The organism is Microbacterium sp. Leaf436, assembly GCF_001424715.1.
Classification (GTDB): domain Bacteria; phylum Actinomycetota; class Actinomycetes; order Actinomycetales; family Microbacteriaceae; genus Microbacterium.
On the sequence record NZ_LMRB01000004.1, the window covers coordinates 47050 to 60575 of the forward strand.

At 71.1% G+C, this 13526-nt stretch carries 13 protein-coding genes; 3 read left to right on the plus strand and 10 right to left on the minus strand.

Going from position 1 to position 13526, the window contains the following annotated elements; translation table 11 throughout:
• Window positions 1–3708 (minus strand): AAA family ATPase, encoded by a 3708-nt coding sequence (locus ASG45_RS12510; RefSeq protein WP_082516596.1) that lies wholly within the window; start codon window positions 3706–3708, stop codon window positions 1–3.
• A 199-nt stretch (window positions 3709–3907) separates the two neighbouring features.
• Between ASG45_RS12510 and ASG45_RS12515 the strand changes: the two genes are divergently transcribed.
• Complete coding sequence (locus ASG45_RS12515; RefSeq protein ID WP_055838126.1) at window positions 3908–4441, plus strand: methylated-DNA--[protein]-cysteine S-methyltransferase; 534 nt, start codon at window positions 3908–3910, stop codon at window positions 4439–4441.
• Window positions 4442–4494: 53 nt separating this feature from the next.
• On the opposite strand, the gene ASG45_RS12520 is transcribed toward ASG45_RS12515, so the two are convergent.
• Entirely contained in the window at window positions 4495–6111 is a 1617-nt protein-coding gene (locus ASG45_RS12520) for a solute symporter family protein (protein WP_055838129.1), read from the minus strand.
• Complete coding sequence (locus tag ASG45_RS12525; RefSeq protein WP_055838132.1) at window positions 6108–6461, minus strand: DUF485 domain-containing protein; 354 nt, start codon at window positions 6459–6461, stop codon at window positions 6108–6110. Before ASG45_RS12525 ends, ASG45_RS12520 begins: the two co-directional genes overlap by 4 nt.
• Before the next feature lie 139 nt (window positions 6462–6600).
• On the opposite strand from ASG45_RS12525, the gene ASG45_RS12530 reads away from it, so the two are divergent.
• On the plus strand, window positions 6601–7452 hold the full coding sequence (locus ASG45_RS12530) for a helix-turn-helix transcriptional regulator (protein WP_055838134.1): 852 nt from the start codon (window positions 6601–6603) through the stop codon (window positions 7450–7452).
• 112 nt (window positions 7453–7564) lie between these two features.
• Window positions 7565–7849, plus strand: coding sequence for a hypothetical protein (locus ASG45_RS12535; protein ID WP_055838140.1), 285 nt, complete (start codon window positions 7565–7567; stop codon window positions 7847–7849).
• A gap of 71 nt (window positions 7850–7920) precedes the next feature.
• On the opposite strand, the gene ASG45_RS12540 is transcribed toward ASG45_RS12535, so the two are convergent.
• From ASG45_RS12540 to paaA, 7 genes are all read right to left on the minus strand, one after another.
• Entirely contained in the window at window positions 7921–8664 is a 744-nt protein-coding gene (locus ASG45_RS12540) for a hypothetical protein (RefSeq protein WP_055838143.1), read from the minus strand.
• A 143-nt stretch (window positions 8665–8807) separates the two neighbouring features.
• Window positions 8808–9578 carry an enoyl-CoA hydratase/isomerase family protein gene (locus ASG45_RS12545; RefSeq protein ID WP_055838146.1) on the minus strand — a complete coding sequence of 257 codons (771 nt, stop codon included), beginning with the start codon at window positions 9576–9578 and terminating at the stop codon, window positions 8808–8810.
• Window positions 9579–9588: 10 nt separating this feature from the next.
• On the minus strand, window positions 9589–10734 hold the full coding sequence (gene paaE, locus ASG45_RS12550) for a 1,2-phenylacetyl-CoA epoxidase subunit PaaE (RefSeq protein ID WP_055838150.1): 1146 nt from the start codon (window positions 10732–10734) through the stop codon (window positions 9589–9591).
• Entirely contained in the window at window positions 10734–11213 is a 480-nt protein-coding gene (paaD, locus tag ASG45_RS12555) for a 1,2-phenylacetyl-CoA epoxidase subunit PaaD (RefSeq protein ID WP_055838153.1), read from the minus strand. The genes paaE and paaD overlap by 1 nt, the downstream gene beginning before the upstream one ends.
• Window positions 11207–12139: a 1,2-phenylacetyl-CoA epoxidase subunit PaaC gene (paaC, locus tag ASG45_RS12560; RefSeq protein ID WP_442922822.1), complete on the minus strand. Its 933-nt coding sequence runs from the start codon at window positions 12137–12139 to the stop codon at window positions 11207–11209. Before paaC ends, paaD begins: the two co-directional genes overlap by 7 nt.
• Window positions 12136–12441, minus strand: a complete 306-nt coding sequence (gene paaB / locus ASG45_RS12565; RefSeq protein ID WP_055838158.1) for a 1,2-phenylacetyl-CoA epoxidase subunit PaaB — start codon at window positions 12439–12441, stop codon at window positions 12136–12138. The genes paaC and paaB overlap by 4 nt, the downstream gene beginning before the upstream one ends.
• The gene (paaA, locus tag ASG45_RS12570; protein ID WP_055838161.1) at window positions 12441–13400 is read right to left on the minus strand and encodes a 1,2-phenylacetyl-CoA epoxidase subunit PaaA; all 960 of its coding nucleotides are present in this window, start codon (window positions 13398–13400) and stop codon (window positions 12441–12443) included. The genes paaB and paaA overlap by 1 nt, the downstream gene beginning before the upstream one ends.
• Window positions 13401–13526: the final 126 nt, after the last annotated feature.

Genomic DNA, 13526 nt, shown 5'->3' on the forward strand with positions numbered 1-13526 from the left:
TCAACCGGGAAGATCGAGCGGCTCGGTGGTCGTGTCGGGCGCGGCGGCGTCTGCGGGGGCGGCCCCCAGCAGCTCGGCGATGCGCGACGCCACACCGGCGGGATCGCTGTACAGGTCGAACGCGTGCACGCGCACGTAGTGCCAGCCCAGGCGACGCAGGATCTGCGGGCGCAGACGCAGCGTCTCGCGCAGGGACTCCCCGATCGTCTCGGGATCGCTCTCGGCGACGACGGCCTTGCCCCGGTATCGCGCCACGAGCGGCAGGAGTCCGTGATAGTCGACGTCGACCTCGACACCGAAGCGGCGGAGCTCGCGCGCGAGGGCCCGCGTGAGCGGGTCGGCGAGGTCTTCGAGCCGGCTCTCGCGACCACGCGCCGCGAGGTTTCCGAGAATGCCCATGAGCGTCGCCGCCCCGTGCTCGAGGCGTCCGTCATCGAAGGACGACGGGCGGATCGACGACACGATCACCATCGAACGCCGCGCGCGCGTCATACCCACCGTGAGCAGACGCTCACCGTCGGGGGTCGACAGGTCGCCGAAGTCGCTCAGCACGCGACCGTGACGGGTCAGGCCGAAGCCCAGCGAGAAGATCACGCGGTCGCGGCTCTCGGCCACCGACTCTTCGAGGGTCAGCACCGAGAAGGGTTCCGCCGCGTCGCGCGAGACGAACTCGGCGACGTCGGAGCGACCGGCCAGAGCGGCCACCACCGACGCGCGCACGCGCTCGGCGTGCGTGCGGCTGGCCGTGACGACCATGAGCGACTCGGACGCGCGGTTGACGGCGTGCTCGACCACGAGGGTCACCACGCGGGCGACCTCGGCATCGGGGCTCTCGACGGCACCGCTGATGGGGTCGGGGGCGCCGACACCGCCCTCGACGTAGTCGACGCTGAGGCTGCCGCGGCCGAGGTACGACCCGGCCCAGGGCAGCGACACGATCTCGCCGCCGTAGAACGCGTCGTTCACCAGCTGCGAGAGGTCTTCGCCGCCCGCGCGGTAGCTGCGCGTGAGGGTCTCGACGGGGAAGAGCTCCGCGATGCGCTCGAAGACCGAGATCTCATCGAACGGCACCTCGTCGGCCTCATCGGGGACGGGGGCCACCGATGCGCTGACGCGGAACGGCGTGGGCTTCTGCACCACGGGGTCGCCGAAGAGCACGACCTGGCGCGCCCGGCGCAGGGCCGGCGTGGCCTCGGTGAGGCAGAGGGCGGCGGCGTCCGCCACGATCACGACGTCGAACGCGAGGTCCCACGGCACGTCGGGCACTTCGTACGGCGACGCCAGCCACACCGGCGCGAGCGTGCGCAGCAGGGTGGGAGCGGCATCCGAGATCTCTTGAGCGGTGTGCAGGCCGTCTTTCAGCGAACGCTTAAGCGCGGCGGCCTCGTCGGCGTGATCGACGATGCCGATGCGCCACTGCGTGGCGAGCTGGGCGGCCAGGAGCGGACCGGCGGCAGCGGCGTGCGCCTCATCGACCAGACGGAAGTCGCGCTCGAGGCGGTCGACGACGCTCGTGTTGGCCCCCAGCAGCGCGCGATCGGTGCGCAGGAGGTGCTCGAGCGCGGACTGCCACCAGGCGAATTCGAGCTCGGCGCCCACGCGCTCCTCGGGAACATGGCGCACCGACAGCTCGACGAGCAGCTGCTCCAGGCCCAGACGGGCCAGCTCGGAGCGCAGCTGTGCGCGCTCGACGAGGTTGTCGAAGAAGGTGGACTCGGCCGCGAGGCCCGCCAGCGTCCGCACGAGACGCTGCACCGGCAGGGTCGCGAGGCGGTCGGAACCTTGACGGCCGAGGATCTGGTCGAGCTCGCCGAGCAGGGCGTCGGTGCGCTGCCAGGCGACGTGCACGTCGGCCAGGCCCAGCGGCACCTCGGGGGTGACGCCCGCTTCGACGACGCGCTGCCACTCGGTGCGCTGCTGCTGGATGCGCACGAGCGCCTCGTACATGTCGGTGACGTGCACCCCGGGGCGCACGTACTCCTTCGACAGGCGCTTGAGCCGGCGGCGGTTCGGACCGCTCATGGCCGAGGCGTCGCGGCGCGGCGAGTGCGCGTCGATGAGTTCGCCGAGCGGGCGCTCGAACACGCTGGGGCTGAAGCGATCGAGCGACTCGCGGATGCCGTGCAGCAGCTTGAGGTAGGCGCCGAGCTCGGAGACCGTCTGGAACGGCCGCATGCGCGTCTGGGCGATGAGCTCGTAGCCGCGCTCCAGCAGACGGGGAACGTCCTGCGCGTGGAGCTTGCCGGCCAGCTCGTGCGCGGCGCGCGCGTCTTCGGTGCGCGTGAAACTGACGCCGTACCAGGGCGAGTCGTCGGGACCGAAGCGGAACTCACCCAGGCGGGCGGCCATCGCGAGGGCGCGCGCGGCGGAGTCGCGACGACCGGCGAGACGCTCGAGCGTCGTGAGGTCGAAACGCGCCTCGGTCGAGGGCGCCGGGGACTGGGATGCCAGCGAGGTGAGCGCGCGTAGCACGTCGAGCGCCGAGACGCCCAGCGCCAGGTGCGGCTCGGTCACGGCCGAGCGGTAGTCGCGCAGCACCGTGCGAAGGCGCACGAGGGCGTCGTCGATCTCGGCGACCTTGGGCTGCTCGGCCTTCTCGTTGCGACCGATCGCGCGGATGAGGTCGCGCCGTACGTGGTGCGGTGAGACGGCGAGACCGGCCAGGCCGACACCGGCGAGGCGGTGGCGGATGCCGTCGAGGGTCGAGCGTCGAGCGCTCACCACGAGCACGCGCTTGTTGTCGTGCACGAGCTGGCCGATGGCGTTGATCACGGTCTGCGTGCCGCCGGTGCCCGGCAGCGTGTGCACCGCGAGAGAGTGCCCCGCGGCGATGCGCGCGAGCACGCGCTCCTGCTCGGCGTCAGCGTCGAGCAGCAGGGTGTCGGCCGCGGGGGTGCGCTCGTCGGGGCTGACGATCACCGGCTCGTCGCGGCGGACGGTGACGCGGGCCCGGTCGTCGGGGTGACCGGCGAGCGCGTTCAGCAGGGTGTCGTCGAGGTGCTGCGTGTCGCGCACCATGCCCGAGCTGACATCGGCGAACGACGAGATCACGAGGCGCGGGTGGACGACGAAGGTCGGCACGTGCGTGGTGAGCCGGCGGATGTGGTCGATGACCGGCTGCGGCTTGAACACGCCCTGGTCGTACGCGAGCCCGGCGAGGGCCGCGCTGTCGATCTGGATGCCGAGGTGCGTGCGGAAGGCGCGCGCGAGCTCGGGGTTCATCACGAAGGCGCCGTGGAGCTTGAGCTCGAAGTCGCCGTGGTGACGACGGATGGCGAGCGGACGCAGCAGCACGGGGGCCGACCACTCCACTCCCCCGATCTTCCAGGCGGCGAGACCGACGGCCAGGTGGACGGGCTCGAGGCCGCGGGCGGTGCGCAGCTCGACGTTCTTGGCGGTGATGCGCTCCGCGGCCATGCGGGCGGTGCGCAGCGCCACCTCGTCGCGGAAGAGGTTGGAGAGCATGGTGGCGCGCCCGGTGATGAACTGCGGGAGCGAACCGGGGTGCGCCTTGGTGATGTCGATGCCCGCGTCGAGCGCGTCGTCGAAGCGCAGCAGAGTCGAACGCCCACCCAGGGCGGCAGCTTCCGCGCGGATGCGATCGCGTTCCGGGTCGGCGACGTGCCGCACCACGATCCCGGGCTCCGACAGCCGCAGCTCCGCCGGGTCGACGGTCGCTGCCGGACCGTCTTCGTCGGCACCGATCACGGTACCCTCCTCAGCTCGCCACACACCTGCCAGACTAAGCCGGGCATCCGAGGATCTCCTGTAGTGGGGCCGAGTTTCGCCGTAATCGGCGACACGCCGCACCACCGGCGGTTCCTCCCCAGGCGGCGACGTGGCGGCGTCGTCCACCATTCGCGGGAACGCCGCTGCACCGCCACCTCCGCCTCGTGAAGATGGGCGCATGAACAGAGTCACCAGCACCGAGTACGACAGTCCGATCGGGCCCGTCCTCCTGACGTTCGTCGACGACGCCCTCGTGCGACTCGACGTGGCGCACGGCGGCATAGAGCGAGCCCGAGCCGACATCTCCCAGCGACTGGGCGTGGTGCCCGACCCCGATCCCGGCCCCGGCGCCGACCTCGTCGCTCAACTCGACGAGTACTTCGACGGGCGCCGTCGGGAGTTCGACGTCGACCTCGACTGGCGTTTCGTGCGCGGCTTCACGCGGGCTGCGCTCGAAGCGACGCGCGAGATCCCCTACGGCGAGGTCGCCGCCTACGGCGAGGTGGCGATGATTGCCGGCGTCGCCCGCGCTGCGCGCGCGGTGGGCACCGCGTGCGCGGCGAGCCCGTTCTCGATCGTGGTCCCGGTGCATCGCGTGGTGCGCGCCGACGGCTCGATCGGCGAGTACGGCGGTCACCCCGAGGTGAAGCAATACCTGCTCTCGCTCGAGAGCGCGGCGGTGGCCTCGGAGTCGCTGAGCGAACCCGTCTGACGACGGACGCGACGACGCCCGGCCCGCCGGAGCGGAGCCGGGCGTCGAAGCGGTCAGTGGTCGGAGGCCTTCTCGGCCCCGAAACCGGTGAGCGAACGCACCTCCATCTCGGCGGCCTTGCCTCGATCCTCGGCCGTGCGCGAAGTGACCGAGCCGAGCCACCCCAGGAAGAACCCGAGCGGGATCGAGACGACACCGGGGTTGTTCAGCGGCCAGATCGCCACCCCGGTGTTCGCGAACACGCTGGTGGGCCCACCCCAGAACACCGGCGAGAGGAAGATCAACAGCAGAGCCGATGCCAGACCGCCGTACATGCTCCACACGGCGCCGCGCGTGGTGAAGCGACGCCAGAAGAGCGAGAACAGGATCGTGGGCAGGTTGGCCGAGGCGGCGACGGCGAAAGCGAGCGCCACCAGGAACGCCACGTTCTGCCCCTGCACGCCGATACCTCCGACGATCGCCAGCACGCCGATGACGATCACGGTGCGCCGGGCCACCTTGACCTCGCCGTCAGGCGGCACGTCGCCCTTCTTCACGACGTTGGCGTAGATGTCGTGCGCGAACGAGGCCGCCGCGGTGATCGTGAGACCGGCCACGACCGCCAGGATGGTCGCGAACGCCACCGCCGAGATGAAGCCGAGCAGCAGCGGTCCGCCCAGCGCCAGAGCGAGCAGCGGTGCCGCAGCGTTCACGCCGCCGGGAGCGGCGAGAATCGCCTCGGAGCCCACGAGCGCGCCCGCGCCGTACCCCAGGACCAGCGTGAGGAGGTAGAACATCCCGATCAGCCAGATGGCCCACACCACCGAACGACGCGCCTCTTTGGCGGTCGGCACGGTGTAGAAGCGCATGAGCACGTGCGGAAGCCCCGCGGTACCCAGCACGAGGGCGAGGGCGAGCGAGATGAAGTCCCACGGGTTCGCGCCGTACTGCAGGCCGGGTCCGAGGATCGCCTCCCCCTTGGGCGAGGCGGCCACCGCGCTTTCGAGCAGGGTGTTCAGGCTGAAGCCGTTGATCGCGAGTACCCAGATCGTCATGACCAGCGCCCCGCCGATGAGCAGGAACGCCTTCACGATCTGCACCCACGTGGTGCCCTTCATGCCGCCGATGAGCACGTAGACGATCATGAGCAGGCCGACGACCGCGACGACGATCGACTGCCCGACGCGCTCGGTGATGCCGAGCAGCAGCGAGACCAGACCACCGGCGCCCGCCATCTGGGCCAGCAGGTAGAAGAAGCAGACCGCGAGGGTGGTGAGGGCCGCGGCCATGCGGACGGGGCGCTCCTTGAGGCGGAACGACAGCACGTCGGCCATCGTGAACTTGCCGGTGTTGCGCATGAGCTCGGCCACCAGCAGCAGCGCGACCAACCACGCGACGAGGAAGCCGATCGAGTAGAGGAAGCCGTCGTAGCCGTTGATGGCGATCGCGCCCACGATGCCGAGGAACGACGCCGCCGACAGGTAGTCGCCGGCGATGGCGAAGCCGTTCTGCGGGCCGGTGAACGAGCGGCCGGCCGCGTAGTAGTCGGCCGCGGTCTTGCTGTTGCGGCTGGCCCGGATGACGATGAACAGCGTCACGGCGACGAACGCGCCGAAGATCGAGATGTTCAGGACCGGGTTGTTCTCCACAGTGTCGACCGCGGCGGTGACGGTGGCGACGACGTCGTTCACGACTCCCCCCGTTCCGTGCGCTCGAGCTCAGCGCGCAGGGCCTCGGCGCGCGGGTCGAGCCGACGGTTGGCGTAGGCGACGTAGCCCATCGTGATGGCGAACGTCGTGACGAACTGTCCCAGCCCGAGCACGAGTCCGACCGTGATCGCCCCCGACACCGGCTGCGCCATGAACGCCGGAGCGAACGACGACAGCAGGACGTAGGCGAAGTACCAGACGAGGAACGCCACCGCGAGAGGGAACACGAAGCGGCGTTGACGCCTCTTCAGGTCCTGGAACGGTGCCGATTCTTCGACCGCGATGTAGTCGACTCCGCCCCCGGGGGCAGGGTCGATCCTTCTGTCCGTCATGTGGCCTCCTTGCCTCATGGGACCGGCGCAGCGTTGCGCCGATGGGGGATACGACCGGGGTCGTGGAAACGCTCCCGGTGATACTGTCGACGCTACGAAACGCGGCGACGAAGCCGTCACCCCCGGAAGTAGGTAGTGCGTGAAAGCACCGTCCCCTCTTCGAGACGATGCGACGCTCGTGTCGCATGCCGTGGCCGAACTCGCCCGGCGCACCCACTTCCCCGTCGCCTTCGGCGGGCTCGAGCACGACGGCGCCGTGCACGTCTCGACCATCGTCGGAGCCCGCACGCGCAGCATCGAGGGCCTCGTGGTCCACGCGTCCCGCGGCCTCGGCGGACGCGCCCTCGTCGAGCGTCGGCCACGCATGACCCTCGACTACCGCACGTCGCGGACGATCACGCACGACTACGACCGCGCCATCCTCGGCGAGGGCATCGCCACCCTGTTCGCCGTCCCCGTGCTGGTCGGCGGCACCGCGCGCGGGGTGCTCTACTGCGGATCATGGGCCCAGTCGCAGGTCGGCGAGGTCGAGGCGCGGCCCGCGTTCGACGTCGCCGGCGAGCTCGGAACCGAACTGCGCGTGCGCGCCGAGGTCGAACGCCGCCTCGCCACCTCCCCCGCCTCCGAGAGCGGCCTCAGCACGGGCGCGCGCGAAGAGATCCGCGAGAGCTACGCGCAACTGCGCAGCATCGCGGCGACGGTCGGCGACGACGACGTGCGCCGGCGCCTCGAAGACCTCGAGGCACGCTTGGCCGCCCTGACCGGCGACGCTCCCGCGAGATGCGAAGACCCCGACGTGCATCTCTCGCCCCGCGAGATCGACGTGCTCGCGTGCGCGGCCGTGGGCTCGACGAACAGCGAGATCGCCGCCTCTCTGCAGCTCCGCGAGACCACCGTGAAGTCGTACCTCGCCTCGGCGATGTCGAAGCTCGACGCCTCGACGCGCCACGCCGCCGTCACCCGCGCGCGGCGCGCGGGGCTGCTCCCCTGACCCCCGGCGGCCCGGTGGGAATTGCCTGGAAATGACTTCGCCAGGTTGAGGACGCCGTCGATTCTCGGCATCGTGGCTGGCTCCTGTCGTCGACAAAGAAGGAGAGTCACCCATGCTGACACTCACCGATGAGGCCACGACCGCCGTCAAGACCATCACCGCCCAGTTCCCGGACGCGCCGCAGGGTGGCGTCCGCATCGAGGGCGCGGGATCTCCCGAGTCGCAGTTCGCGCTGTCTGTGGTCGACGCCCCCGAAGCGAACGACGCCGTGGTCGAGAACGCCGGAGCGCGCGTCTTCCTCGACGCCGACGCCGCAGCCGTCCTCGACGACCGCGTGCTCGACGCGCAGATCGACCCGCAGGGCTCGGTGCAGTTCGCGGTGACCACCGCCGCCTGACGCCCTGCCCCGCGATCGATGCCCCGGCCGCGTGCCGGGGCATCGTCGTGTGCGCGCGGGCGCGGCCGGGATCAGCCCCGGAAGACCACGACCTCATCGGTCTGCTCGTCGTACACGAACTGCAGCGCCGTGTCCGCCGGGTACTCGGTGCGCTCCCGCTCGGGTGCGTCGTCGAAGAGGCGGATGGTGGTCGCCGCGGGGAACGTGCCGGCGGCGCAGGCCTGGGGAACGTACTGGCCGTCGTACGAGAACGCCCCGCCCCCTTCGACCGTGAGCAGGTCGGGCTGGTACACCGTGATGCAGGCCACGCCGCGGCCGTCGGTGCGAGCCGGGTCGGCGACGACGACGCGGAAGCCCTGGAACTCGGCGTACGCCACGGTCCCCCCGGGGGCTCCCGCCGTGAAGAAGTCCGGCGTGACGTACGACGGGTCAGGGCTCAGGCGGGCCACCTGGACGGCATCGGCCTGCAGGGGGTGCGTCTGCACCCGCTGCACCAGCACGAGCGCCACCACCGCCACGACGATCACGAGGGCGCTGACGACCGCCAGGACGATCGTCGACCGACGCGGGCGCGACCACGTGATCCGGCGGGCGCCCGACGAGTCGGCGTCGGACGGCGCCGCGTCGGCGACGTCGTCGGTCGAGGCGCCCCCGCCCACATCGGTCTCGGCAGAGGAAGGGTCGGCGGGTTCGGCGGCGCGCCGCTCCAGCTCCGCGAGCCGCGCGAGCGCCACCGGGTCGGAGGCGATGTCCGCCGTCGGCGAGTACGCGCGGCGGCGCAGGCGGGCGAGTTCGTCGTCTTCATCGGTCGACATGAGCCGATTCAATCAATCCCGGCGTGCAGCGACGCGCTGCGCATCGCGTCCGGCCGAGAAACGCACCGCGGTCACCGGTCCCCCTCACGATGCGTCCCCCAGCGACAGCCCCTCGCACGGTGACCTCGTCGGTCGCCGCCGGATCAGTGGCCGACGAATTCCGGCGCACGCTTCTCTCGGAACGCCGCGAAACCCTCGCGATAATCGTCCGTTCGAGCGAGGGAGGCCTGCGCACGATTCTCGAGCGCCATGGCCTCCCACAGCCCCCGTCGCTCATCGCGGATCGCGGTCACGATCCGCTTGCTGGCGAGGAACGCCGCCGTCGGCCCCCTCGCCGCGCGACGGGCGGCGAGGGCGACGGCCTCCTGGATCTCGGATGCCGGAACCACCCGCGAGAAGAGTCCCGCGCGTACGGCCTCCTCGCCCGTCAGCAGGCGGCCCGTGTAGATGAGGTCGAGCGTGGCGTGGGTGCCGAGACGCTCGACGAAGAGCGCGTGGCCCCCCGAGTCGAGGGTCGCGCCCAGGGCAGCGAAAGGAGAGCCGATCTTGGCGTCGTCGGCGACGAACACGACGTCGGTCGCGATGAGCAGGCCCAGGCCCACGCCCAGGCACGCCCCGTGGGCGGCGGCGAACGTGGGCGCCGGGAAAGACGCCATGCGCTGCAGCAGCGGTGCGAGCGTGTCGTCGAGGTACCCCGCCACGTCGTCGGTCGCCGGGTCGACGCCGGCGATGTCGCGGCCGGCGCAGAACGCGGGGCCCTCCCCGCGCAGCAGCACGGCGCGCGCACCGTCGGCCTCGGCGCGGTCGTAGGCCGCGGCGAGCGCACGCACGTCGTCGATGCCGAGCGCGTTGCGTCGCGACGGAGCGTTCAGGGTGATGGTGGTCACACCATCGGCGAAGACGTCGTCGATCACGGCATCCCTCTCATCCGTCGTAGTCGACGCGCACGGTGTCGGACGTCGGGTGCGACTGGCACGTCAGCACGTACCCGCGCTCGATCTCGTCGGGTTCGAGCGCGTAGTTCTCGGTCATCGACACGGCTCCCTCGACCACCCGCGCGCGGCACGTGCCGCAGACGCCCCCCGCGCAGGCGAAGGGCACGTCGGGGCGTACGCGCAGGGCTGCCGCGAGGATCGTCTCGTTCGCCGAGACCGGACTGTCGACGTGGGCGGACTGCCCGTCGAGCGTGAAATCGATCGAGCGCACCGGCTCGTCGGCGCGGACGCGCACGGGGCGCGCTCCCCCGGTCTGCGCCGGGGCGTCGCCGTCGCCCGCGGTGAACAGCTCGAAGCGCACGCGCTCGCGCGGCACTCCCACCTCGGCGAGGGTCTCGCGGCAGAGTTCCACGAGCGCGAAGGGTCCGCAGAGGAACCACTCGTCGACCGAGACCGGATCGATGAGGCGCGACAGGATGAGGCGCAGACGCTCTTCGTCGATGCGCCCCGAGAAGACCGGAGCGGCACGCTGCTCGCGCGAGAGCACGTGGTGCAGCGTGAGGCGGGCCGGGTAGCGGTCCTTCAGGTCGGCGAGCTCGTCGACGAACATGACGTCGGTCGAGGAGCGGTTGGCGTAGACGATCGTCATGCGGGCGTCGGCGGAGCGCTCGAGCACATCGGCGGCGAGCGCCATGATCGGCGTGATGCCGGAGCCGGCGGCGATCGCGACGACGTGGCCGGTGGCGACGGAGGCCTTCGAGACGAACGTGCCCTGCGGGCTCATCACCTCGACCTCATCTCCCGGGCGCAGCCCCTCGTGCGCCCAGCTCGAGAAGCGGCCGTCGGGGTCGCGCTTGATGCCCACGCTGACCGCGCCCCGGGTCGGCGGACGGCACAGCGAGTACGAGCGGCGGAGTTCCTCTCCCTCGACCGTGGCGCGCAGCGCCACGTACTGCCCGGGCGCGTAGTCGAAGGCGTCGACGAGATCGTCGGGGACGGCGAAGGTCACCTCGATCGCGGTGGGGGTGAGGGGCCGCACATCGGCGACACGCAGCGTGTGGAACCGGGCGCGCGCACGGGGACCCGTTGCCGGCTCGCGCGTCGCGGCCGGGGTCGTGGCATCCGTCATCGTCATCAGAGCGCCTTGAAGTGGTCGAAGGGTTCGAGGCAGGCGCGGCACTCCCAGAGCGCTTTGCACGAGGTGGAGCCGAATCGCGAGAGTTCGCGCGTGTCGAGCGAGCCGCACTGCGGGCACGCCACGCTCAAGCGCAGACGGATGGGACCCGCGGGCGCCCTTCCCGACGGCGGGGCGATGCCGTAGGCGGTGAGCTTGCGTCGGCCCTCGTCGCTCATCCAGTCGGTCGTCCACGCGGGGCTCAGCGTCGTCTTCACGATCGTGCGGTCGAAACCGGCCGAGGTGAGCGCGAGCACGATATCGTCGCGGATCGCGTCGACCGCGGGGCATCCCGAGTAGGTGGGGGTGATCGTCACGGTGACCGTGTCGCCGTCGACCCGCACGTCGCGGAGCACGCCGAGGTCGTCGATGGTGAGCACGGGCACCTCGGGGTCGACGACGGCGGCGGCCACGGCGCGGGCGTGCTCGACGCTCACCACGTCGCTCCCGGGTGCCGACGGGCGAGCACCTGCATCTCGGCGATCAGCGGTCCGAAGGCGGGGTGATGGATGCCACGGCGCCCACCCGCCGACGAACCCGGAACCGCGGGGACGGGCACGTCTTCGTCGTCGAGCACGGTGGCGAGCACCGCGTCGACACGGCCCCGCAGACTCGAGGGACGCACGGCGACACCGGCGAGCCGGTCGTGCAGCGGCTCGTCGCGGAACAGCTCGTCGAGGTACGGCCAGGTGTCGTCGAGCGCGACCAGGAACCGCCGCCGCGACTCCTGGGTTCCGCCGGCGAGCCGCAGCGTCCACTGCACGGCGTGATCGCGGTGGTAGTCGACTTCTTTCTCGGCCTTGGCGGCGACGGCGGCGAGCACCGGATCGGTGGATGCCGTGAGGTCGCGGTACAGCTCGAGAAGGTACGTCGACGCGAGCAGCTGCCGGGCGATCGTGTGCGCGAAGTCGCCGTTCGGCAGCTCGAACAGCCACATCGAGCGGAACTCCGCCTCGTCGCGCCCGTAGGCGAGATCGTCTTCGCTGCGGCCGTCGTAGCTGCCGGCGTAGCGCAGCAGGGAGCGCGCGTGACCGAGCAGGTCGAGGGCGATGTTGCCGAGCGCGACATCTTCTTCGATCTCGGGGGCGCGCGCGATCCAGCCGCAGAGGTTCTGCGCGAGGATCAGGGCGTCGTCGGCGAGACCGAGCGCGTAGGCGGCGACGTCGGGGTCGGTGGCGCGGTCGTCTCCGCCGGCCAGTTCGGCGGCGAGCTCGCGGGCATCGAGCGAGACGTCGCCGTGCGGGTCATCGCCGTGCGGGTCGGCGCCGTGCGGGTCAACGCCGTGCGGGCCGTCGCCGTGTCCCGCGTCGGTGACGTCGATGAACTCATCCGCCGATGCCCGCGACCCATCCGTCGTCGTACTCACAGGTGCGGCACCCCCTCGGACGCGGTGTAGTACACCGCGTGCCGGTAGTTCTTGCCCGCCGGCGACTCGAAGAACGCGCCCTTGGCTCCCGGATCGCTCGTGGTCACGGCATCCGAGGGCACGACCCAGACCGACACGCCCTCACCGCGACGCGTGTAGAGGTCGCGGGCGTTGCGGACGGCGAGTTCGGCGTCAGGCGCATGCAGCGAACCCACGTGCACGTGGCTGAGGCCGCGGTTGGCGCGCACGAAGACCTCCCACAGGGGCCAGGTCTCGGCGGGGCTCCCCCCGGGAGTCGCCATCAGGCGGCCGCCTTCGCGCTCTTCTTCGCGGCGTACGCGGCGGCGGCTTCGCGCACCCACGCACCCTCTTCGTGCGCGTCGCGACGGTGCTGGCGCCGCGTGGTGTTGAGGGGGCCTCGGCCGGCGAGAACCTCGTGGAACTCACTCCAGTCGATCTCACCCATGTCGTACTGGCCCGTCTCGTCGTTGAAGCGCAGGTCGGGGTCGGGCAGGGTCACCCCGAGCACCGCCGCCTGCGGGACGAGCATCGATACGAACCGCTGACGCAGCACGTCGTTGCTGAAGCGCTTGATGTTCCACGCCGTCGACTGCGCCGAGTTGGGCGAGTCGTCGTCGGGGGGACCGAACATCATCAGGCTCGGCCAGTACCAGCGGTTCACGGCATCTTGCGCCATCTCTCGCTGCGCGTCGGTGCCCTGCATGAGCGTGAGGAGGATCTCGAATCCCTGGCGCTGGTGGAACGACTCCTCTTTGCAGATGCGCACCATCGCGCGACCGTAGGGTCCGTACGAGGCGCGGCACAGCGGCACCTGATTGCAGATCGCGGCGCCGTCGACGAGCCAGCCGATGGCGCCCATGTCGGCCCACGTCGGGGTCGGGTAGTTGAAGATCGACGAGTACCGCGCCTTGCCGTCGACGAGCTGCTGCGTCATCTCGTCGCGGGTGATGCCGAGGGTCTGCGCCGCCGAGTAGAGGTAGAGGCCGTGTCCGGCTTCGTCCTGCACCTTGGCCAGCAGGATCGCCTTGCGCTTCAGGCTCGGCGCCCGCGTGATCCACGCTCCCTCGGGCTGCATGCCGATGATCTCGGAGTGCGCGTGCTGCGAGATCTGACGGATCAGCGTGCGGCGGTAACCCTCCGGCATCCAGTCGCGGGGCTCGATGCGTCCGTCGGCCTCGATGAGGGCGTCGAACATCGCCTCGCCGTCGAGTGCGGCGTCCGTCGTGAGTGCTGTCGTCATCGTCGACTCCCTTTACAGACCGATCGTTCAGTAAAAGTGTAACCGGGGGCGGGTCGCCCCGCAACGGGCGTCCTCCTCCGTCTTGACGACGCCGAGGAACGCCCGACCGGCGCGATCCCACGATGG

What these genes read in the sequence shown, in the direction of transcription:
- paaA (WP_055838161.1), bottom strand. Translation starts at nt 13,400, where the DNA reads ATGACGACAGCACTCACGACGGACGCCGCACTCGACGGCGAGGCGATG.
- ASG45_RS12525 (WP_055838132.1), bottom strand. Translation starts at nt 6,461, where the DNA reads ATGACGGACAGAAGGATCGACCCTGCCCCCGGGGGCGGAGTCGACTAC.
- ASG45_RS12515 (WP_055838126.1), top strand. Translation starts at nt 3,908, where the DNA reads ATGAACAGAGTCACCAGCACCGAGTACGACAGTCCGATCGGGCCCGTC.
- paaE (WP_055838150.1), bottom strand. Translation starts at nt 10,734, where the DNA reads ATGACGATGACGGATGCCACGACCCCGGCCGCGACGCGCGAGCCGGCA.
- ASG45_RS12535 (WP_055838140.1), top strand. Translation starts at nt 7,565, where the DNA reads ATGCTGACACTCACCGATGAGGCCACGACCGCCGTCAAGACCATCACC.
- ASG45_RS12540 (WP_055838143.1), bottom strand. Translation starts at nt 8,664, where the DNA reads ATGTCGACCGATGAAGACGACGAACTCGCCCGCCTGCGCCGCCGCGCG.
- paaB (WP_055838158.1), bottom strand. Translation starts at nt 12,441, where the DNA reads ATGGCGACTCCCGGGGGGAGCCCCGCCGAGACCTGGCCCCTGTGGGAG.